We start from the raw sequence: 22,456 nt of genomic DNA on the forward strand, positions 1-22,456 counted from the left end.
ATCGCGAGCCAACGGTTCATCGACACAATCGGTTTGACCGGACCAGTCCCAACAAACCGCTCATCGCGTCATCGGTTTGACTTCTGCAGCACGCAATCGACCACTGGAACGTCGCCTCGCGCAAAGCTGAGAGTTACGGTTCCCAAAGGAACCCGCATGAACTGTGCGCGGACCTCCGATTGATCGTTTGCAACCGCGACTGGCTGATACCTCATGATTCATGTCCAACACCTGACGAAGGCCTACGAAGATCTTCGCCGGGGACGTTTCTTGGCCGTTGACCACATCTCGTTTTGTGTCCAACCCGGGGAAATCTTTGGACTGCTTGGCCCCAACGGTGCCGGCAAGACAACCGTATTGAGAATTTTGTCGACGGTGCTGCGTCCCAGTTCGGGCATTGCAACGATCGATGGCTACGACGTCTCACACGAACCCGCCGAAGTTCGTCGCCGCATCGGATTCGTCAGCAACAACACCGCGATCTACGACCGAATGACCGCCTGGGAAATGGTGGGCTACTTCGGTCGACTTCATGGCATGCAGCGTGACGAACTGAACGATCGCCTCGAAAAGCTATTCAGCCAGCTTCGCATGAACGAATTCCGTGACGTGCCGGGCAGCAAAATGTCGACCGGCATGCAGCAAAAAGTATCCATCGCACGAGCCCTGGTGCATGACCCGCCGGTGCTGATCTTTGACGAAGCAACTCTTGGACTCGACGTGCTGGTCGCCCGCAACCTGCTCGAAGTGATTCGCGAATTGCGTGAAGCGGGCAAGTGCCTGATCTTCTCCACTCACATCATGAGTGAGGTGGAACGGTTGTGCGACCGAATCGCGATCATGCACCGCGGTCGAATCCTGGACTCCGGCACCCTGAACGAACTGGTGGACCGCCACGAAGAAGAAAACTTCGAAGAGCTGTTCTTCTCACTGCTCAGCGAACACGAAACAGCGGAAACCAACGAACAAAACCTGGCATCGGGCAACTATCAACCACCAACTGAAACGCTCGCCACCACGGAGGTTGTTCAATGAGCGAATCATCCAAACAAAAACGAGAACGCGCCGCGCGAGTCAACCGACCGCGACTGGAAACCATTGGACTGATCTACGCACGCGAGATGCGAGATCAACTGCGAGACCGTCGAACATTGTTCACGATCATCGTCCTTCCAATTCTGCTGTATCCAATCGTTGGGATGCTGCTCCTTCAGATCGCTCAGTTCACTCAACAGCATCCGATCTCGGTGTGTGTGATCGGGATGGAACATGTTCAGTCGGCAGCGACTGGAGACATCCCTCCGCTGCTCGTTGAGAAAGAGATTGAAGAGGAGTCGGACGCACCGACGAAGGCATTGCCCGAATATCGATTCGCCGATGCCGTGTCCGAAGATGTTCGCAACGTAAACGTGACGACGTATCGAACCAGCGAACTCGAACGCACCGGTGACCTCAGCCAGCGAAGTGAAACGTGGGTTCGCGATGGCATCTACGACTGTGTGATCTGCTTCGAGACGCCGCTGTCGGGCGCCAACCCGATGCACCCAAATGAACAAGGCACTATTGGACTCTTCTACAACGTTGCTTCCGATCAATCCTTGGTTGCCCGAGAACGCATGGCATCGATCCTGAATCGCTGGCGAGGAACCTGGGTTCGCAATCGATTGTCTTCGGCGGGAATGGAACTGTCTGTCCTGGACCCGTTTCAAGTCCGTGATGTCGACATCGCACCTGAACGCACTCGTGAAGCCGCTTTCTGGAGCAAACTCCTTCCGTTCATCATGTTGATTTGGGCGATGACCGGCGCGTTTTATCCCGCGATCGATTTGGTCGCAGGCGAGAAAGAACGCGGCACCTTAGAAACACTGCTCTGCAGTCCCACTCTGCGAAGCGAAATCGTTTGGGGCAAGCTCGGTGCTGTCATGTCGTTCAGCATGATGACCGCAATCTTGAACGCCTGTTCGATGTTGGTCACCAGCACGTTCGTCTTCAATCAAATCGCGATCGGCCCCGCTGGTGGATCGATGGGAACGCCACCGTTGATTCCAATGCTTTGGCTCTTCGTTGCTCTCATTCCTTTATCCGCATTGTTCAGTGCATTGGCTCTCGCGGTCGCCGCGATGGCTCGCAGCAGCAAAGAAGGGCAGTATTACTTGATGCCTTTGATGATGCTCACGTTGCCGCTCGTGCTGCTTCCCATGTTGCCGGGAACCACCTTGAGTCTTGGCACCAGCCTGATCCCAGTCACCGGCATGTTCTTGCTGGTTCGAACATTGGTCGAAGGACACATGTTCGAAGCATTGACCTATGTTCCAACGGTTGCGTTGGTCACCGGCATCTGTTTGTGGATGGCTGTCCAATGGGCGCGACGACAATTCGAATCCGAGTCGGTTCTGTTCGGCGATGGCGACCAATGGGAACTGGGTGCGTGGTTCCGACACCTTTGGCGCGACCGTCAATTGGCGGCCACACCCACCGTCGCTTTTGGCTGCGGTGCCGTGGTCTTGGTTGGTTTGTTCTTCGGCAAACTAGCCGTGACCGAGATGCCGACCACATTTGCTGGCATCGCAACGCTGGTCCTGATCCCACAACTTGGATTGATCTTGGCACCAACCTTATTGATGTCGATCATGCTGACTACGTCGCTCCGCACCAGTTTGCGACTCAGCCTACCTAGCTGGCGAACTTGGCCAGTCATCGGCGTGCTTTGCGTCATGCTTCATCCGCTGTACATCCAGCTGGCCGGATGGATCAGCACGATGTATCCACTTAGCGATCAAGCCGCCGAGGCAATGCTTCCGTTCACGCAACAAATTGCATCGGCCCCAGGGACATCCGTGATTTTGCTGATGGCGTTTGTCCCGGCGATTTGCGAAGAGATTACTTTCCGCGGATTCATCTTTGGCGGACTCGTTCGTGGCGGCCATCCACTGCGAGCCGTGTTGGTCACCGCGATCATGTTTGGTATCTCGCACGGCGTGCTTCAACAATCGATCTCGGCAACCTTCATGGGTTTGCTGCTCGGTTGGATCGCTCTTCGAACCGGAAGCGTTTTGCCAGGCATTGCGATTCACTTTTCCAACAACGCACTATCAGTCTCACTTCAACGCGTCGCGGAACTGGATCTGCCGGTTTTGAACGAACTGATTCTGAACACCGCCAATGGACCGGCGTACCATCCTTACTGGACCGCATGTTGTTTCATCGTGTCGGCGGCTTGCCTGGGTGGGATCTATCGGATCACGCAAGACGTGGATTCGATCAACAGCAACGACGCACTGGCCGATCGCGTGATCCTCGGTGGCAATGCAACTGACCCATCGTTGAAACGTTTGACACCGGCAACACAATGACCGGCATCATTGATTACCAATACGCACGCTGTGGTGGCGTGCCGTTTGGTGCGGGAGCGGATTGAAACCCACTGATACGACCTGAGATCCGAGGCGGATTTTCATTCACGGGATGTCCCGCTTCATCGAAACGAGGCAAACTCGGAATGCCACCGACGGAATCGTTCAACGTCAGCGGACCGCGAGGCGGCTGCAACAACCAAAGCATCTCCAGCGTTTGCCCCGACACAGGAACCGATACGCTGTGCGGTGCCGCAAACAGACGCATCAACTGCGTCGCGGCGATCTGTTGTGGGCCGGTTACCACAACCGGCTGACCTCCAGCGCACAACATGGTTCCCGGCGGCATCTTTTCAAATCCGCGTTGCCCGTTGCACAAACCTTCCATCGCGAGTTTGCCGTCATACAAATCAAAGTCGATGGCGATCAAGTCAAACTGGAAATCCTCCGGAACCGTGGCGGTCAATTCGCATCCCAAGTCTTCCGCCAATCGCGGTAACAACGAAGCGGAGATCCAACCGCCAGCAACCTGTATCACACCATCCACATCGACCACGCCTCCCGGTACGATTTGGCAACGATTCAATTGCAGGGATGCTTTGCCGGCCAAACGATGAGGCAAGAATTCCGTCATCCTCGCCAGATCGATGTTTTCGATCCGTGCGCTACTGAGATCCAACATCCAATCCAAGCCAGCGTTCCCGCCACGATCTCGGCTCGGCACCTGAGTGAGCTTTGCTGCGCCATGAAACGTCGCATCACCACCCAGTTTTTCAAACGCGGTGTGATAGCCAGCCAGCCACGCAAGCGGGGCGTTGAGCTCGCCGGTCCGCAACGAGACCGTTGTGCGAGGCAATCCTTCATCGCGGCGCCGCGTGATTTCAATTTCCATCGGCTCGATGTCAGGACGCTCACCGGCCAACATGCAACTCAGCATGGCGGTGACTTGCTTTTCATCCGGCAGAATCGTCCCATCCAAATCACGAATGGTGATCTGCGAATGAGCTGACTGAATGGTCAGGTCATCAGCCGCCAAACGAATCGGATTCAATGTGTGTTCTGGTCGGCACAGGAACCGGTCATGAACCAAATCCCAAACGTCGCCGAGGTACTCAGCTCGAATTTCGGGCTGGCTCAAACGCACGATGGTTCGATTGTCTTCTCGCACCCATGAAACGATTCGCACACGCCCAATTGATTGCTTTGTCTCGTTGTCTCGCAATTGCACATCGCCCAACTGCCACGTCGTCGGGTTGACGCGTTCCAACGAACCGATGCGCACGTCCAATCCAGTCTGCAACGCCAAAGCCGCTTCCGTCGCGAGAACACAACGACGGTGATACCACGGCGACCACATCACCAGGATGATGAGCATCGTCACACAGGTCGGACCCGCGCAGCAGGCAACGAACAAACCTCGAGCCACGGCTCGCATCGTCCGTTCGTGCATTCAGCGAATCCTTCGCACTGCATGTGTTGGGCTGACGAAAACGTTTTCTCAACGAGGCGTTGTGTGCGTCGCCAACCGTGGTTGGTGTCCGCAGACGACAAATTTGCAATTGGCATTTGAGACCTCGTCGAGTCTCCGTTTCACGATTGCGACCATACTCAACTCATCCCGCAAAAGAACAGATCGAAACAGGCTTGAATTCATCGGCTCAATGAACGATTTCGCAATGCTCAACCACCGTGAAACTCGACATTGGCGGCAGAAGCAACGTGAAACCGATCAGCGTGAAACTTGATAGCTCATTCGAGCTCGCCCGCTCAGCCATCAAATATCAAACAAACTGCGGGATAACCCTCGCCGTCGGGTAATGCATCCCGATGCGACCATGTGCCAACACACGACGAATCATGGAGAAACGGCGAATCGCGATCAGACGTTGGGCTCATTCAAAGATGATGCTCAACGGCGAAGCAATCCGTAGCGGAAGATGCACCCGAGTGCGGCGACACCGTCACGCCAGCCGATCTTCTTGCCTTCGTCGTACCAACGATGGTGGTAACGAATGGGCCGTTCTGTGAAACGCAAATTCTTCCGAGCCCAACGCGCAGTCAGTTCGATCTCGATACCGAACCGGTTTTCTTTCAGCTTCGGCAAAATGTCCAAGAAATCTTCGCGGCGAGCCATCTTGTAGCACGTCTCCACGTCACTCAATCGTGGACCAATCGCAACGCTGGCCAACCAAGACAAAAAGCCGTTGACGGCTTGGTGCCACCACGGAGAAACCTGACGATCGCAATGGCCATATCGAGTACCGTAAACCACGTCCGCTTCGCCCGCCAAAAGCGGTTGCAGCATCACGCGAAAGTCACCTGGATCGTACTCGCTATCGGCATCTTGAATGACAATGACGTCGCCCTGTGCGACTTCGATGGCGGTGCGTATAGCCGCACCCTTGCCGCGATTTTTGGGATGGCGAATCAATGTGACCTGATGTTCATCCTGAAACTTTTTAAGGGCTTCCCCTGATCCATCGTTTGATCCGTCATCGACCACGATGATCTGCATCGGCAGTCCCGTGTTGCGTAGCGTATTGAGCACTGATTGGACGGTCGAACACTCGTTGTAGACCGGCACAATCACTGACAAACAAAACGCTTTTGGCAGTGGATAGATCGAAAGTGCACGACACGCATCCGGACCAATCGTCTGCTGCATTCGCGTGACGTACTCGTCGCTGAACCAGTAACCCGGATCAATGGCTGAATCGACGCCCGATGATGCGGGATCCGAATGCGTTTGAGATTCGTCCGACACAACATCGGAAGACGCGTTCAATTCGTTCACGTTGCGTACACCGGGTGTTGCGGCAATGACGAGACATCGTCGTGTTGTTCCATGGAACAACTCTGTCCGCAACAAAGAAAAGGAAACCTGTTAACGCACATCATACGACACTTCGCATCGTCGATGTTGCGACGTCGCATTCACGAACGGCGGTGAGTTGCTTCCGAAGTTGGTCAACAAAAAAAACTTCACTCGAACGAGTCGCAATTTCCAATGTCAAATCAATCGACCGGTCAACGCGAATGATTTTTTGATGACTTTGTTGTTGACATTGATGGTTCACCACGCCAAATTTTCGCTCGCTTGACCCACACATCTTCGATCCCCTCACCACGCTTGTGAGGCGGTTGCATTGGACGTTCTGTTCAACCGATTGTGGTCGATGATTTGTCTCTTCTCACGGAGTGTGTTCGATGCGGTTTGCCAGAGTTCCTCTACAGTCTGTCAAGCACCGATCGCCTCACACTTTCTTCGACGTATCCCCTTGGCAAGCGGGGCCGCCGTCCGACGTCATTTAATTGACTCGGCTATGTTCCATTGACTGAATCATGGCGAAGGGCCTCGCCATTTTTTTGTTCGTCACAACGATTGTGAACGATTCACGGGAGACGGTTTGGACTCCACATCTTAGCTTCATCGCTTCGATTGACACGGACGTCACTCCCTTCATTCATGTTGCCCAACGGTGCTTCTTGATTTCTCTCACGCAATCAAGGTGCATTGATGAACTTGAATTCCGGTCGCCGACAAGGACTGTTCGCGTCGGGTAACAATTTGAATTGGTAACAGAGCGAAGCCAGTCTTGCATGATGCAATACTGGCTTCGTTTTTTTCTTCTCGCCACCTTTCGCGACCGCGACTCTCTCTCGTCGCTCGCGAACGATCGCGCCCACACGATCGCCCCCTCGGACACTCCACCCCGGAACAACACGGAACAACCCGGCGCAGATCACGGGCACCCGCAGATCGCGGCCACCGAAACGTTCCTGGCGGTGCCAAATCACCCGCGTGACTGGTCACAAACGTCGCACCCGCGCCCTCTTGACGCTTCGTCGATGGATGCCACCATAAGCGGACAATTCACCCGCCCGTCCCTGCTCTCCTTTACCCCCAAGAGTCCCCATGCGTCGCGCAAAGATCACCATTGTCGGAGCCGGAAATGTTGGTGCCACCTGTGCTCACTGGTGTGCGGCCGCAGAACTCGGCGATGTTGTCCTGCTGGACATTCCCCGAACCGAAGACATGCCTCGCGGCAAGGCACTGGACCTAATGCAAGCCTCGCCAATCATGGGGTTTGACTCGAACATCGTCGGTACCACCGACTACGCCGACACGGCCGACAGTGATGTGATCGTCGTCACCGCTGGATTGCCACGCAAACCTGGCATGAGCCGCGACGACTTGCTGGCCACCAACGCGAAAATTGTGACCAGCGTTGCGGAAGAAATCAAAGCCACCAGCCCTAACGCTGTGATCATTGTTGTCAGCAATCCGCTCGACGCGATGGTTCAGCAGATGTTCAAAGTCACCGGCTTCGAACCTGCCAAAGTCATCGGCCAAGCCGGCGTTTTGGACACCGCTCGCTACCGCACATTCCTGGCAATGGAATTGGGCGTCAGTGTCGAAGACATCAGCGCTTTGTTGATGGGCGGACACGGCGACACGATGGTGCCTGTCCCAAGCTGCACCAGCGTTGGCGGCATCCCTGTCACCCAACTGATCTCCAAGGAACGCTTGGACGAAATCGTTGACCGGACTCGCAAGGGCGGAGCCGAAATCGTTTCGCTGCTGAAGACCGGCAGCGCTTACTATGCTCCCGCTGCGGCTTGTGCCCAAATGGTCGAAGCGATCGTCAAAGACAAAAAGCGAGTCATCCCTGTCGCCGCATACTGCGATTCCGAATACGGCGTCGGCGGTTACTACGTCGGCGTCCCTGTTGTCCTGGGCAGCGGCGGTGTAGAACGCATCATCGAATTGTCGCTGACCGACGAAGAAACCAAGGCGTTCCAGAACAGCGTCGACGCGGTCAAATCGCTCGTTTCGACCATGGACGGGCTGCTCGCGGAGTGATTTCGCCATACTGAATGCAACTGAAGCGTTCAGGCGGGTCGCACCAGATGGGCTGATTTGGCGATCATCAACGGACCAATCCGCCAGTTTTGACTGGCGGACTGCCTTCTATCCTTCCGCTGATCGGTTAACCTAGATTGGCCCGCACCCGTGGAGGGAGCGGGCTCCTTTACGCTCAAATCTTCTCGGAGTTATCCCGATGAAACGCAGTTGTTTTCACCTTTTGATGGCCGCCGCGTTGGCAGTGGTTTCCGTTTCGGCCCATGCCCAAGACGAGGAACTCCCCAAGGCATCTCCTGCCAAAGCCGAACCGACCAAGGCAGCTCCGGTCCAGGATGCGGGTGTGTCTTCCAAGGCGCGGCCGCTCAGCGTAACGGTTGGGTTGGTCAACGATTCGAAAATCGAAGGCACGCTGACCGACACAACCCAGCTGCAAATGCAGACCTCCTTCGGCACCGCCAGCATCCCACTTTCCGAAGTTGCCGGCATCCGTTTTGCCTCCGCCAACGACGCAACGACCACCGTCGTGATGCTCAATGGCGATTCGATCACCGGAGCGACGGACGTCAAACTCATCACGGTCGAAACCGAATGGGGCACCGCGTCGATCAATGGTCCCAGCATCGCCTCGCTGATGTTCGTTCCCGGCCTCAGCTGGAATCCCTCCGATGGCCTGAACGGAAAACGCTGGAACCTCAGCGACGTCCAAAAGAAGGATGCTCTTCCGCCTCCCTCAACGAATCCGCCGAACACCCCAAGCACTCGTCCATCTGGCGCACAACGCCCCGCGGCTGTCAGCTCGCCATCGTTCAATCAACCGTTCTTTCCGAACCGGTGAACCTCGAGGCCTCGTTCGCGGTCAATCAAACTCCACGACGTCCAACCCAACATCCCATTTCGGCTTCGCCCGGAATGGGATGTTGTCGTGAAATGACTACAATGTTCGCTTATCGTCGGCCCTTCTGACATTCTTCTTCGAGTTGATTCGTTGCAATACCGTCCCGCGCTTTCCAAGATGAAACCGTACGTTCCGGGGGAACAACCTCCGCCGGGCAAATTCATCAAGCTCAACACGAACGAGAATCCCTACCCGCCTCCGGCTCCGGTCGTTTCCGCGATCCAATCCGCCGCGACCGGACCGCTGAATCGCTATCCCGACCCGATGGCAACTTCTTTCCGAAGAGCCGCCGCGAACGCTCTGGGATTGCCCGGACCGGAATGGGTTCTTGCCGGCAACGGCAGCGACGAAATCCTGACGCTGCTCGTTCGCGGTTTTGTGGGCGAGGGAGAATCGCTGCGTCTGCCTTACCCCAGCTACATCCTGTATCGAACTTTGGCTGACATCCAAGGTGCGAATTGGGAACAAGTTCCCTTCAACGATCCTTGGGAACTGCCGCAATCGTTTGGCGAAAATCGAGAGGATCTAAAACTGGTACTGCTCCCCAACCCGAACAGCCCCAGCGGAACGATCGTTTCCAAGCCTCAGATCGCTGAACTTTCCAATTCACTGAACTGCCCATTGGTCGTCGATGAAGCCTACGCGGACTTCGCCGAAGAAAACTGTCTCGACCTGGTTCAATCCGACGAAAACATCTTCGTCACTCGAACGCTCAGCAAGTCATACGGACTGGCTGGCATTCGCTTCGGCTTTTTGGTCGCACAGCCACATGTGATCGCTGAGCTGACGAAAATCAAGGACAGCTACAACTGTGATGCGATTTCGATCGCCGCCGCAACCGCTGCGATGGGCTGCCAAGAATGGCTGGCCGATGTCGTCGCCAAGATGAACGTCACCCGCGATCGAACGACCGATCGCTTGCGAGCACTCGGGTTCGACGTGACACCATCGCATGCAAATTTCGTGTGGTGCCGTCACCCCGAAGGAAAACACGCGGAAATTCACCAGTACCTCAAACAAAGCCAGATCCTGATCCGATACATGGACTTTCCGGATTGGGGCGACGGATTGCGGATCAGCGTCGGTACAGATGACCAAATCGATGCTTGCATGCTGATGATCGAACGTGCGATGCAGTCACTCAACATTTCCCTTCCCGCTCGAGCGGACTCAACATGACCTCTTCCAATTCTAACTCGTCACGTGAAGTCAGCCTCGAACGCAAAACCGGCGAGACGGATATCAAGCTGTCGGTCAACCTGGATGGCAGTGGCGCAGGTAAACGCGACTCGGGAATTGGATTCCTCGACCACATGCTGGACCTGCTGGCAAAGCATGCCCTGATTGACCTGACCGTGGAAGCCAAAGGCGACTTGCACGTCGACGATCACCACACGGCCGAAGACATCGGCATCGCTTTGGGCACTGCCGTCGATCGGGCTCTCGGTGATCGCGCAGGTGTTCGTCGCTACGGTCACTTCACGTTGCCGATGGATGAGTGTCTGGTCACGTCGGCCGTCGACATGGGCGGACGCTATGCGTTTGAATACAACGCTCCCATCGCGGCATCCAAGATCGGGACGTTCGATAGCGAACTGGTGGAACACTTTTGGCAATCGTTCGCCGTCAATGCAAAGTGCAATCTGCACGTTCTATTGCATCACGGCAGCAACGGGCACCACATCAGCGAATGCGTCTTCAAAGCCACCGCGAGGGCGATCCGCATGGCCGTTGAAAGCGATCCACGCAGTGATGCGATTCCAAGCACCAAAGGTGTGCTGTAGGTCATCGCCGCAAATCGCACGGCAGCAACAAGCTCGATGCGATGATCATTTCATTGCAATACATGCATGAATGCTCCAACAGCTTGCTGCGTTGTTTATGAAGCTGCTTGAAGACGCTTCAGAACATGCTGGACCCATTGCCAACGCTCTGGATCAGCACAATGGAGTTGAATCTCGCGAGTCCCAGCATCGGGTGAGTCAGCGAGAATTTCGATCTGCATCCAAACCGCTTCGGGCGGCATCGCATCAGCAAAACGGTCCGCCCATTCGACGACGGTCCATGCACCGGGCTCTTGGTAACACTCTTCCAATCCCAGCTCCCACCATTCGTCTTCATCACCAACGCGATACGCATCCACATGATGCAACGTGTGTTCTTCCGCGTGGTAGGTTCGAAGCAAAGTGAAGGTGGGACTGGTCACTTCGGACGAGTTCAGCCCCATGGCTCTGGCGAGCTCTTGTGTCCATCGCGTCTTGCCAGCCCCAAGTGTTCCGGTAACGGCAAAGCAGACCGGGAACGCAATCGGCTCGCGAACAAAAGCGTCCGCGAGCCGAGCGAGTGTTTTCAAATCAACTTGGTCGAGTGTGACCAAATTCAATCCTCAGGTTTCGATTCTGGTGAACCAGAAACTCAGGGAGCTTCTGTTTCTGGAGTTTCTGCTTCGGGAGTTTCCGCAGTGCCGGTCACATTGTCCGAAGGCATTTCAGCTGCGCCGGTAGCGTTGTCGGTGACAACTGGAGCGGCGTCGGTGTCGACATCCACATCAGCTGGTGGAGCTGGCGGTGGGCAACCAACGGTCGTGGCCAGCAATGCAAGTGCGAATACGCAACGAAGAGTTTGTTGAATCATGGTGACTCGGGAAGGAAGAAGGTGGGACTACTTGATATCGATTCGGCAACCCGAATTCGGTTTCCAACCTCTAGATTAGCAAAACGTTCATAAAATGCACCCTGTCGTTGCAAGAATCCATCGTAAGAGATGATTCGTGGCGATCAGCCAACCCTTGCAACCCGCCTAAACCTAATTTCCTACCCAAAATCATCGATGGATCCAGCTGTCACGACTGTTTTCTCAGTGCAAAACACCGTGTCCGTTCGGTCAATCAAAATCGGCTCGAGCCGCGCGGCGGCCGTCCAATCTGGTGGGATTTGCCCGATCCCCGGTCAGACGGCATCAATCGCAGGACGATACCACCACCGAAATCAGTCCATTCGCCGGGGTTTACCTATGAAATCGACCGTCCCATTTCTGTTTGCTTTGTTGATCGGTGCAACCTTGGCCCCAGCTGCTTCGGCACAGGGATTGGACGATCTCTTTTCGGCATCGCCGCAACGAGACACACCGCAACGGAACGCCGAGCGATTGGCATTGCCGCCAATGACGCCCGCGGTTGCTGATGCAGAATCCGATCCCGTGAACAGCCCATCGGATCGAAAACTCGTTCACGCACCTGGCTCGACTGCAGAACAAATGCCTTCGATGGCGATGCAGCTGCGTCAAGCTCGAGCTTTGGAAGCATCGCGTCAACGTCAAGCTCGCCTGGAAGCTTCCTACTGGGCAAGCAACCCGAATCTGCGTCCAGCTTGGGACAGCAACTTCGGCCAAAACCAATACCGCAATCGAATCATTTACTACGTTCCGGCGTACTATCACAATCGCTGATTGCGAGAGCAGACGAGCCATTTGACTTCGCGGACGTTGAATGAATGCCCGCCGAAGCGAACGGGCTCAACGAGAACTGGACGGGCGATTAATATAGATACACCCGTTCCAGCTCATCGAGGCCAGCTCACCGAGGCTCTCTGCCGTTTTGAATCCGCCTCGCCCAACATTGATCCCCCTGATCGGGTTCACCTTCTTGACCTCGGCAACCTATTCGGTTGCCAGAGCGTTGGGTGTCAGCCTGTTCATCGCGCGGATGGGATCCGATGCGTTGCCGGTCGCACTTGCAGCATCCGCTGTCACCGTGATTGCTGTCTCCGCCCTCACTCATTTGGTCAACCAACGCTTCCCGGCTCGCTACAGCGTCTTCGGCAGCTGGATTGGTTTGGCGTCCATCACCGCGTGGTTGACCGCGATGATTTCGGTCGAGCATCACTCGATTGTGTTGCTGGGTGCTTTGTACGTGATCGCGGAGGTGAGGGGCTGCGTCAACACGATCTACGCCACAACGCTGGTCAACAATGCGTTTGCTTCGTCAACTTCCAAACGGCCGTTTGTGCTGGTGGCCGCCGGTGCTCCGATCGCCGGAATCGCGATGGGAGCGGCGATGGGATTCGGAGCCTCCACACTTGAAGACACAACGTGGCTGAAGATCATCATCGGGTTGGACGCTGCAACAATTGTTTTGCTGCGATGGCTCCCAAAGACCCCTGCGATGAAAGCCCCATCGGAGATCGATCCGCACTCTCAAATCAATCAAACAAAGCAAATTGATCAAAACGGGATTCGCTCGATCAGACACATCCCGTCCAGCCCATCAGCTTATCGCTACCGATACGGTTTGGTCAGCTTGATCGCATTCAACGTTGTCGCAGTCACGATGGTCGACTATCAATGGAAAGTCATCGCCGGCGATCACTTGCTCGCCGAAGCACAACTACTGACTTACTTTGCCGGATTCTATGCCATCAACGACATTTTGATTGTCTTGGTGCAGTTCACCGTCGCGACCAAACTGCTCGACCGATTCGGTATTGGAATGCCGCTTTGTGCCTACCCGCTGCTACTCAGCGTCCTCGGTCTCATTGCGTTGATCAATCAATCCCAGGCAGTTTTGATTCTGCTGTTCACACTTGGACAGGGACTGACTGTGCTGAAGCGTTCGCTGTATGACCCAGGCATGACCTCGGCCTATGCGATTCTGCCGCAGAGCATTCGCAATGAAACCATCTTGCTGATCAAGGGCGTGGTCAAACCAGTGATCGAAGCAGCGGTGGCGATCGGATTGCTGTTGCTCGCTTCCCGAATGACATCGAATCAGATCACATCGACCTGGCTGGCGGCATTGATCCCTTGGTTTTTGCTTTCGAGTTGGGTCTCAAGCACCTACGAGAAATGGTCGCCGACTCGCACTGAAAACGAACCTTCCTCCGGACTCAAACTTTCCGAACCGTGACTCGGGCTCCTTGCTTGCCGACCACGCGAACCTCGGTTCCCGGATCGATGTAGTCTCCCTCGGTGACGACATCGACAGCATCATCGCCGAACTGCACCTTGCCGCTCGGTCGCAGAGGTGACATCGCCGATCCCGTATCACCGACTTCAACTCGCTGCCATGCCGGTCCGCTGACAAGCGTCGCGCTGGCACCACCATCGGCGGCCACCATGACTTGTGGGCGCAAGGTCAATCGGCTCAAACCGGGTATGTCCCCGAGATACTTCGCCATGACGGCCAAACAAACCAAAAATCCGAGGAACGCTCCCATCACCGTCATCATGTCGGTCGCCAGCGAGGTCCACTGGATTTCGTTTTCAGGCAATGCAAATCGTCGTGAGGCCATCACCAATGCGCCCAGCGACAGTGCCAATCCACTGATCCCGGCAACGCCGAAACCGGGGATCACAAAGACCTCTGCCGCGATGAAAAGAATCCCCATCAGAAACAAAACCACTTCCAACCATCCCGATGTCCCTCCCAGGAAACGGGCCCAGAAGAACAACCCAAAACACAGCACACTGGTCAAACCACCAATGCCAATGCCCGGCGCAGACAACTCAATCGCGAGTGCAACCAACCCAATCAACAGCAGCAAGAACGTGACAAACTGACTGTTGAGCAAGAACACCAACGTGTCCGTCCAACTTCGCTCCATCTCGACAATTGGCTCTTGTAGATTCAGCACCTTCGCCAAGTCATCTCGGCTCTCGATGGTTTGATCAACCATCCCCAGTTCGACTCCTCGTCGACCGTTGACCGTGAAGAACATCTCTTTGCCAGCCTCACGGATAGGTGGGCTCAGTTCCCATTGATCGGCATCCTCTCGTGACGCCAAGTCCTTGTCGGACAGATAACGCTTCTCGCCCGATTCTTTGTTGGTCGCCTGGTAAACAACCATGTCCTTGTCCGTCATCTTCTCCGCCAAAGCGAGCGGGCGTCCAGTGGCTTCGGCTGTGTCGCGAACTTTTTGAGCTAACACACTGCGACTCTTCGCCGGTGTGTATCGAAACGCCCCGTCTTCTCCCATGACGATTTCACCCGCGTCACCCATCCGCGCATCAGGTCGCATCAAAATTGTGTCGGTTGACAACGCAAGCAAAGCGGCACCGCTGATGGCATCCTTTTCGATATAAGCCACCGTTTCGACATCCTTGGCCTCCAACACCATGTCCATCAACTCAAAGGTCACCGAGGTAAACCCACCCGGCGATTGAATATCAAGGATGATCACATCGGCGTCTGACTCAACGGCGGCTTCGAACTTGCGTTTCAACAACGCACCGCTCAATGGATTGATGTCCTCTTTGAACTCAATCAGCACGCCACGACGCTTTCCTGATCCAACATCCGACTGCGCAATTGCCGGCACGCACTGAGTGAATGCGACCGCCACCACAACGAAGGCGAATACCGACCTCATCATTGCGATCGGATCAGTGCCGGAGGCCCCGAGCATTGCGTTTGATTTCGTTGTGGTCATCGTCTCACACCCTTCGCCAAAACGACGGAACAAATAGCAATAGCACGCTGAAGATTTCGACTCGTCCCAACATCATCAGCCATACAAACAACAACTTGGCACCTTGGCTGAACCCCGCGTAGTTCCGCGTGGCACCCACGACACCTAAACCAGGTCCGATGTTGTTCAACGTTGCCGCGACGGCGCTCGCGGAGTCGAGCAACTTCTCGTCCAAAGTACCGTGCAACAACTTCTTGCCGGCCTGGGAATGATCCACCACCACGATATCCTCGCCCGATTTCCCCGCCTTGGCAGATTCCTCGATCACTTCTTCGGGCGGCGTGTCAGTCATCACGACACCCCACGTGGAGTTGGGTTCAAACGTGATCAACGCCAACCAAGACATCACGAAAATGGCCAACACCATGCAAAAATACAACAAGATATTGTGGGCCAATTGAGGGTCATCGACCGCAACACCGCTCACCCTCAATGGCCGAACAACACGCGGACGGTGGGCGCGCTCAATTTCCAATCTCAGGATTTTGTAGAACAAAACGTGACGAATGACCTTCATTCCCCCGCCGGTGCTCCCAGCACAACCGCCGACGAACATCAACAACAACAGAATCCCGCGGCCAAAGTTGTTCCACTCGTCGAAGTCAGCCGTCCCGTAACCGGTCGTCGTGATGACCGACACCACTTGGAACAATCCATTTTGAACGCCTTTCGCGAGCGTCCCAAACCCCTCGTCTTCCGCACGCAATCCGAATATCACAACGCCCAATGTGACCACCGCGATCACCAAGCCGTACGTTCGAAATTCGACATCCTGAAACAATCGGCGGGCGGCCGTCAGCGGTCGCCGCGGAATGTCCAACAACATCAGATACAGCAGCGTGAAGTTAGTCCCTGCCAGGATCATGAACAGCACAGTCGTGTATTCGATCAACGGGCTGTCGAATCCACCCAGTGATCGGTTGTATGTACTGAAACCGCCGGTCGCCATCGTCCCAAAGGCATGACAGAGCGCATCGAACGAACTCATCCCTTCAAACATGTAGATGAACGTCAACAACATGTTCAACCCAACGTAGATCGCAGCAAACACCAATGCGGTGTGCTGCATTCGAGGCATGCTGCCATCTTTCGTGGGACCGGGCATTTCAGCTCGCATCATCGCTTTGCCAGCCGAGCCTTGTCCCAGGATCGCCACAAACAAAACGACGATCCCCAACCCTCCCAAAAAGTGCGTCCAGGACCGCCAGAACAAAATGCAGTGCGGGACCAATTCGGGCGTTTCCAAATCGGTCAGCACCGTCGCGCCCGTCGTGCTGAAACCAGACTGCGATTCAAACATCGCTTCGATGAACGTGATCGGAGAGCCCTCCGCGATCATCGTGCCGCTCAAGTAATAGGGCAGGGCCCCCAGCACCGTGGCACTGACCCACGAAAGCCCAACGATCGCCATCGCCTCTTTCTGATACAGCTCGCCTCCTCCACGATGACCGCGGCCGAGAAACCGGAAGAAAGCTCCGACGAAGAAGCAAATCGCCATGCTCGCCAGCAATCCGCTCGCCGCTGCGGATTCAAATTCCGTCGCGGGAGGCAAATGCGTTCGGTCGGCAACGCTTGGAAATGCAAATGGCAAGCTGAACGCCATCGATCCGCCAATCAACAGGCAGATCGTTCCCAAAAAACGAAACAACAAAGGGAAATTCAACGACGACGCCTTCTCGACGAGTTGTGAAACGGTGGCGATGGCAGCGGTCGACAAGTGACCTGATTCATTGCCGACCGCGGCAATTCCGACCTTGTTACCCAACCACCCGTTTCTTGGCAACTCACGACGATTGGCGGATCGCCCCGGTTATCAAATCGTTCGAGGCGGTATTCTCGGCTTTTCAACTGTCGGCGGGCGTTTGCCCAAGAATCACATCGAACTGACAGGCGAATTCGCCGATCTTCGATTCTTTCATCGGCTTGAAATCTGCCACCAACAATTCACGTTTGGCAGGATCCGTCACTCGCCGAAACACACCATCTCGTTTGTTGCCTTCGTGACCACGAATCAGCAACTGGGTCGTCAGCAGATCTTTGTCACCCTGTTTGACTTTGATGTGAATGTGTGGAGCGGGCCGACCAGGGTAGGGCACCGGCTTGATCGTTCGAAAGCGATACCCACCGTCGCTGGCGGTTTCAAATCGTCCAAAGCCCTGGAAGTTCTTGTCCTGCTGATCTTTCTTTCCATCGCTGTCACGCGAATGCAGATAGACCGCGTTGGCATCGCACTGCCAAATTTCGATGGTCGCATTGCGAACCGGCGATCCCGCCGCGGTCAACACGCGACCGGTCAAGTGAGTTACATCGCCAACGGCCGGTGTTGTGTGATCGCCGATGACAATCAGATCGTTGTCTTGGTCCAGCGGCAATCGATCTGGATAGAACGGCCCTTCAGTCAGTGGCGGTGTCGGCTTCAGCAACTCTTCTGCAAACAAACCTGGCGTCGTCCACATCGCCGCACCACCAATCGCCATGGCCGATCGACTCGCGAACCATCGTCGTGACATCATCTTCGTTTTCATCAGAATCACCTGAACGGACTTCGAACAACACTGAAATAGCCAATCCCGCATTGTAACGCTTCTCACGCCAGTCTCGCAGAACCAATCCAGGCCACCCATTTGGACAGCTACCCAGCACCACATTCGCGGCTTGTAGTGATTGCAACGACGAAACAGTCGGCATGCGTCGCCTGGTTTGCCCCACCGTGAAAAAGCGTTTGGAAGACCCGAGATTGTCACCTAGATGTTGTTGTGATTTTGGGGCAACTCTTCCATACGGGAAAACAACATGACCAACGAACGTCCATCAACCGAGCGCAAAGCACTTCAAATCAACTTGGATCCGCGACGTTACGGTTCGTTTGCCGAAATCGGCGCTGGACAGGAAGTCGTCCGTTGGTTCTTTCGCGTTGGAGCCGCTGCTGGCACGATCGCCAAAAGTATGTCGGCCTATGACATGGCGGTCAGCGACGCAATTTATGGCGAATGCCAACGGTATGTTTGCCGACAACGCTTGGAAGACATGCTGACCCGCGAACACACATTGAACATCGAACGCCTGAAAGAACAACGCGGCGACTCCACTGCGTTCTTCGCGTTCGCCGACACGGTTTCCGCTCGCAACTATCACGGAACCAACGAGTGCCACGGCTGGATGGGCATTCGATTCCAAGCACATCCACGTGATGAAGACAGCCAAATCATCATCCACGTCCGAATGTTGGACAACAACAACGCGGCTCAACAAGAAGCCCTCGGTATCGTCGGCGTTAACTTGCTGTACGGTGCATTCTTCCTCAATCACGAACCCGATCAGTTGATCGAATCTTTGCTGGACAATCTCAGCACGCAGCGGATCGAGATCGACATGATCGAATTCTCGGGCATCGCATTTCGACACGTCGACAATCGTGTGATGAGCCTTCGATTGGTTCAACTGGGACTCAGCAAAGCGGCTATGTTCTCGGCCGATGGCGAAGTCCTTCAACCCGCCGAAGTCCTCTACAAGAAACCAATCTTGGTCGAACGCGGCAGCTACCGTCCCGTCACTCACGTGAACATGGACATGATTCAAGCGGCACAAAAAAGCTTCCGCAAAGAAGACGATGTGGATCCAGACCAAGTCGTGACGCTCGCCGAAATCACAATGCGAAACCTTCGGGCCAATGGTGAAATCGACCTGCAAGACTTCCTTGCTCGCGTCGACACTCTCGCCGCCTGCGGGATGACTGTGCTGATCTCAGACTACTTCGAGTATTACCGCCTGGCGGCTTATCTGTCGCAGTACACGAAAAAGAAAATCGCGATCACGATGGGTGCCGGCAGCCTGCATGAACTGTTCGAAGAGAAGTACTACACGCAACTCGACGGCGGCATTCTTGAATCGTTCGGCCGAATGTTCAAAAACGACTTGAAACTTTACGTCTATCCTTTGATGGATCGCGAGACGGGTGAATTGACCACGGTGGAGAATCTGGAAATCGCGCCGGAACTGCGGAAACTCTACGACTACTTAGTTGGCAAAGGCTGCATCGAACAACTGCACGCCTACAACCCAGAACACCTCTCAACGTTCTCTCGGGAAGTGTTGAAGATGATTCAATCCGGAGACGACGAATGGAAGAAGCACGTTCCACCAGAAGTTGCTTCCGTGATCCAAAAACGTGGTTTCTTCGGATGCAAATCTCACGCACCTGAGTCAAGACTCGCGGCAATGGTCGCTGCGAACTCGTCCAGCTTTGGAAACATCCCGGCTCCGGTCGGATTCCCTGTCTGATTGGCGTGAGACTGCCCGCGGGCAGTTCGCGTCAAATCCATCGATCACCGACACATCCCATGTGTCGGTGATTTTTTTAAGCGCAGTCGTCAACAGCTTCCTCGCTGGATCACCTCCAACATTGAAGCGAGCCTGAACGAACGGGACTCACGATCAATCGATCTAAGATTCTCCGGCATTGACTCCAGCGACGCCCCTCCCTCCAAAGGGCAGGCAACCACCTCCCCCACGGCCACGAGCCTCGCGATTTGGGGTGATCCTCGACGTAGCAGTTCGCGAACGGAACGTGTCATTCGCCGACGAAACAGGCCTTCATTTCCAGGCCTTCACGCGAGACTGTTGCACAGAGACCAAAATTGTTTCGCGTCTCGCAACCTTTCTACGGTCCGATAAGCCGCCTCAATCCGGCTACGAGGACCTTGAGCCCAACCACGCTCAAACATCGCGTTACTTACACCGTTACTTCATCGAACGTTAACAACGTCCGTCACGCTTTCTGTTTTAATCCCCGCGCTCGATTTCGGGGACTCAAAGATTTTGGTTCTCCGGCAGCATCCTCATCCAAATATCTCAGCCATTCTTCCCCCCCGAGAACTTCAGAACTACCAAATGAAAATCCAACATCCACCCATGTGTGATCGACCGAACGCAAAGCGATCTGGTTTCACACTGGTCGAACTCTTGGTCGTGATCGCAATCATCGGTGTGCTGGTCGGCCTGCTTTTGCCAGCCGTCCAAGCTGCTCGTGAAGCCGCTCGTCGGATGCAGTGCCAAAACAACTTCAAACAGTTTGGCATCGCACTGCACAACCACATGGCAGCATTCGGCTCGTTCCCGCCGGGCAACGTCAACTACGACGAAAGCGGCAACCGCTTCAAAACCGGTGGCTGGCAACACGGACAGAACGAACTGGGATGGCACTGGTTGCCAATGCTGTTCCCCTACATGGAACAACCCGGTGTCTGGGAATTGATCACCCGCTGCGAAGACTCCGTCACGGGACACACCATGAACCCTTGCGATCACTGCGAGTACTACGCTGAATTCGAACACATCGGCCGCGAGCAACTCGGTTCGTTCGTCTCCTGCCCGTCGGCACCTCGTGTCACCAATCAGTTCACCGATGGAAGCTACGGCCTCGAAGCTCTCGCAAAGGGATCCAACTACGCGGCAAGTTGGGGTTCAGGCGACATGCTGTCGTGGGAAAGCGATCAGACATCCGGTGCATTCGGCACCTACTACGTGCACCAAGACGTGATCATCAAAGACGGCATTGCTGGTGACCGCTTCCAAAACAGAAACGGCATGGGCAGCGAAGATTTTCTCGACGGCATGAGCAACACCATGGCGATGAGCGAGATCCTCAACCACGACTCGAAGACAGACATCCGTGGAACTTGGATGTCACCAGCCATGGGTGCCACGATCTTCTCGGCCTACACCAGCCCCAACAGCCGTGAAAAAGATGTGCTCGCCGCTTGTGACGAAGACATTCCTGAAGATCGCTTGAACCCGTACCTGGCTTGCTTGGAACAACGCGAAACGGCTGAAATCTGGGCCGCCGCTCGCAGTCATCACACCGGTGGCGTCAACGTTCTGATGGCCGACAGTTCGGTTCGTTTCGTCACCGACTCGGTCGACAAAGAAAACGTTTGGCAACCATTGGCAACCGCCAAGAACAGTGAAGTCTTCGAAATGCCCTGATCGATCGGACGCGGCGAAGTTGTCCTCAATGCATCGTCGCACTCCCGCCTCACGGCCCAAACTGCTTTCTTGCACGCCTTCCAACTTTCCTCTCCCAGAGGTCGTGTAGTTTTTGAGGTTTGTGTTAGTGACGTCTTGCGAACCCCGCCCGCGCAGCGGGAGGGGTCGGAAAACGAGCGTTCAGCGAGATTTCCGGGGGAGGGCAAACCTCGCCACCTACCATGCCCGGCCCCCTCCCTCGCGCACGCCTGAACGGCGTCGTTCGACCTCCCCCCAAACTTCGTTTCGGGAGAGGTGCAGTGCGAGAAAGCAGCGTAAATACTTGCATCAACAAACTGCACGATCTCCTCTCAGAGCGAGGGGAGGACTAAGTTCCCAATCTCTCGAACACTTTCAACTCTTTTTTAAACCAGATGAAACTTCAAAACCTGATTCAACTGCTCCCCGCTTTCGCATTGCTTACCGTTATCGGTTGCGGGTCATCGGCACCTCCGAAAGCCACCCTTGAACAAAACGCTTTCGCGAGCGTGGAAGGTCTCGGCGACGTTGCTGGTGACCCTAAGATGTTTGCCACTGCTTTCGTCGATGGTGCCGCTCCCGACAACCACCAAGACTACGCTCAACGAGGCTATGAAATTGCCGGTGAAGCCGAAGTGAACGGCGACCAACTGACCGTTCCCGTCAAAATCTTTGGTGGCGTCGTTGCAACTTCTAGCGCCGACCGCGCCAAAAAAGCGGCGGACGTTGGAACCACCACCCAAAACTGGGTGCTGCAACGCGTCGGTGAGGAATGGAAAATCAAAGACGCTCCTTTGGGCTGATTCTTCCTCAAAGGCATTCCTTGTTCTCGAAAATTCTTTCTGCAAAGAGCCTCCAGTTTCTGGGGCTCTTG

At 55.2% G+C, this 22,456-nt stretch carries 18 protein-coding genes; 11 read left to right on the forward strand and 7 right to left on the reverse strand.

Annotation, left to right across the window (positions count from 1 at the left end; translation table 11 throughout):
* Window positions 1-213 precede the first annotated feature (213 nt).
* On the forward strand, window positions 214-1,035 hold the full coding sequence (locus RB_RS15595; RefSeq protein ID WP_007325646.1) for an ATP-binding cassette domain-containing protein: 822 nt from the start codon (window positions 214-216) through the stop codon (window positions 1,033-1,035).
* A complete protein-coding gene (locus RB_RS15600) occupies window positions 1,032-3,353 on the forward strand; it encodes an ABC transporter permease subunit/CPBP intramembrane protease (protein ID WP_011121496.1) in 2,322 nt (773 codons plus the stop codon). Before RB_RS15595 ends, RB_RS15600 begins: the two co-directional genes overlap by 4 nt.
* Before the next feature lie 13 nt (window positions 3,354-3,366).
* Here RB_RS15600 and RB_RS15605 read toward each other — a convergent pair whose 3' ends face one another.
* Together RB_RS15605 and RB_RS15615 are read right to left on the reverse strand one after the other, a co-directional pair.
* Window positions 3,367-4,803, reverse strand: a complete 1,437-nt coding sequence (locus RB_RS15605; protein ID WP_011121497.1) for a hypothetical protein — start codon at window positions 4,801-4,803, stop codon at window positions 3,367-3,369.
* A gap of 459 nt (window positions 4,804-5,262) precedes the next feature.
* Window positions 5,263-6,147 carry a glycosyltransferase family 2 protein gene (locus tag RB_RS15615; RefSeq protein ID WP_164922089.1) on the reverse strand — a complete coding sequence of 295 codons (885 nt, stop codon included), beginning with the start codon at window positions 6,145-6,147 and terminating at the stop codon, window positions 5,263-5,265.
* A 1,122-nt stretch (window positions 6,148-7,269) separates the two neighbouring features.
* On the opposite strand from RB_RS15615, the gene mdh reads away from it, so the two are divergent.
* From mdh to hisB, 4 genes are all read left to right on the forward strand, one after another.
* Window positions 7,270-8,217, forward strand: coding sequence for a malate dehydrogenase (mdh, locus tag RB_RS15625; RefSeq protein ID WP_007325654.1), 948 nt, complete (start codon window positions 7,270-7,272; stop codon window positions 8,215-8,217).
* Window positions 8,218-8,416: 199 nt separating this feature from the next.
* On the forward strand, window positions 8,417-9,055 hold the full coding sequence (locus tag RB_RS15630) for a hypothetical protein (protein ID WP_007336533.1): 639 nt from the start codon (window positions 8,417-8,419) through the stop codon (window positions 9,053-9,055).
* A 150-nt stretch (window positions 9,056-9,205) separates the two neighbouring features.
* Window positions 9,206-10,294, forward strand: a complete 1,089-nt coding sequence (gene hisC / locus RB_RS15635) for a histidinol-phosphate transaminase (protein ID WP_011121508.1) — start codon at window positions 9,206-9,208, stop codon at window positions 10,292-10,294.
* Window positions 10,291-10,899, forward strand: coding sequence for an imidazoleglycerol-phosphate dehydratase HisB (hisB, locus tag RB_RS15640; RefSeq protein ID WP_007325657.1), 609 nt, complete (start codon window positions 10,291-10,293; stop codon window positions 10,897-10,899). Before hisC ends, hisB begins: the two co-directional genes overlap by 4 nt.
* A gap of 95 nt (window positions 10,900-10,994) precedes the next feature.
* Here hisB and tsaE read toward each other — a convergent pair whose 3' ends face one another.
* Window positions 10,995-11,498 carry a tRNA (adenosine(37)-N6)-threonylcarbamoyltransferase complex ATPase subunit type 1 TsaE gene (gene tsaE, locus RB_RS15645; protein ID WP_011121509.1) on the reverse strand — a complete coding sequence of 168 codons (504 nt, stop codon included), beginning with the start codon at window positions 11,496-11,498 and terminating at the stop codon, window positions 10,995-10,997.
* A 32-nt stretch (window positions 11,499-11,530) separates the two neighbouring features.
* Window positions 11,531-11,749 carry a hypothetical protein gene (locus RB_RS15650; RefSeq protein WP_007325659.1) on the reverse strand — a complete coding sequence of 73 codons (219 nt, stop codon included), beginning with the start codon at window positions 11,747-11,749 and terminating at the stop codon, window positions 11,531-11,533.
* A gap of 378 nt (window positions 11,750-12,127) precedes the next feature.
* Between RB_RS15650 and RB_RS15655 the strand changes: the two genes are divergently transcribed.
* Together RB_RS15655 and RB_RS15660 are read left to right on the forward strand one after the other, a co-directional pair.
* A complete protein-coding gene (locus RB_RS15655; protein WP_037226577.1) occupies window positions 12,128-12,562 on the forward strand; it encodes a hypothetical protein in 435 nt (144 codons plus the stop codon).
* A 196-nt stretch (window positions 12,563-12,758) separates the two neighbouring features.
* Window positions 12,759-14,018, forward strand: coding sequence for a hypothetical protein (locus RB_RS15660; RefSeq protein WP_231845684.1), 1,260 nt, complete (start codon window positions 12,759-12,761; stop codon window positions 14,016-14,018).
* Here the strand turns inward: RB_RS15660 and RB_RS15665 are convergent.
* From RB_RS15665 to RB_RS15675, 3 genes are all read right to left on the reverse strand, one after another.
* Window positions 13,999-15,540, reverse strand: coding sequence for an NfeD family protein (locus RB_RS15665; RefSeq protein ID WP_164922090.1), 1,542 nt, complete (start codon window positions 15,538-15,540; stop codon window positions 13,999-14,001). The two genes, RB_RS15660 and RB_RS15665, sit on opposite strands and share 20 nt — an antisense overlap.
* A gap of 4 nt (window positions 15,541-15,544) precedes the next feature.
* Window positions 15,545-17,344 (reverse strand): TrkH family potassium uptake protein, encoded by a 1,800-nt coding sequence (locus RB_RS15670; protein ID WP_193427734.1) that lies wholly within the window; start codon window positions 17,342-17,344, stop codon window positions 15,545-15,547.
* Window positions 17,345-17,423: 79 nt separating this feature from the next.
* Entirely contained in the window at window positions 17,424-18,113 is a 690-nt protein-coding gene (locus tag RB_RS15675) for a dioxygenase family protein (protein WP_449314176.1), read from the reverse strand.
* A 259-nt stretch (window positions 18,114-18,372) separates the two neighbouring features.
* Between RB_RS15675 and RB_RS15680 the strand changes: the two genes are divergently transcribed.
* The 3 genes from RB_RS15680 to RB_RS15695 all read left to right on the forward strand — a co-directional run bounded on the left by RB_RS15680 (window position 18,373) and on the right by RB_RS15695 (window position 22,385).
* Window positions 18,373-19,860, forward strand: coding sequence for a hypothetical protein (locus RB_RS15680; RefSeq protein ID WP_007332558.1), 1,488 nt, complete (start codon window positions 18,373-18,375; stop codon window positions 19,858-19,860).
* A gap of 630 nt (window positions 19,861-20,490) precedes the next feature.
* Window positions 20,491-21,564 (forward strand): DUF1559 domain-containing protein, encoded by a 1,074-nt coding sequence (locus RB_RS15685; protein ID WP_231845685.1) that lies wholly within the window; start codon window positions 20,491-20,493, stop codon window positions 21,562-21,564.
* 413 nt (window positions 21,565-21,977) lie between these two features.
* Complete coding sequence (locus RB_RS15695) at window positions 21,978-22,385, forward strand: hypothetical protein (protein ID WP_011121521.1); 408 nt, start codon at window positions 21,978-21,980, stop codon at window positions 22,383-22,385.
* The last annotated feature ends 71 nt before the right edge of the window (window positions 22,386-22,456 follow it).

It is taken from the genome of Rhodopirellula baltica SH 1, assembly GCF_000196115.1.
GTDB lineage: Bacteria > Planctomycetota > Planctomycetia > Pirellulales > Pirellulaceae > Rhodopirellula > Rhodopirellula baltica.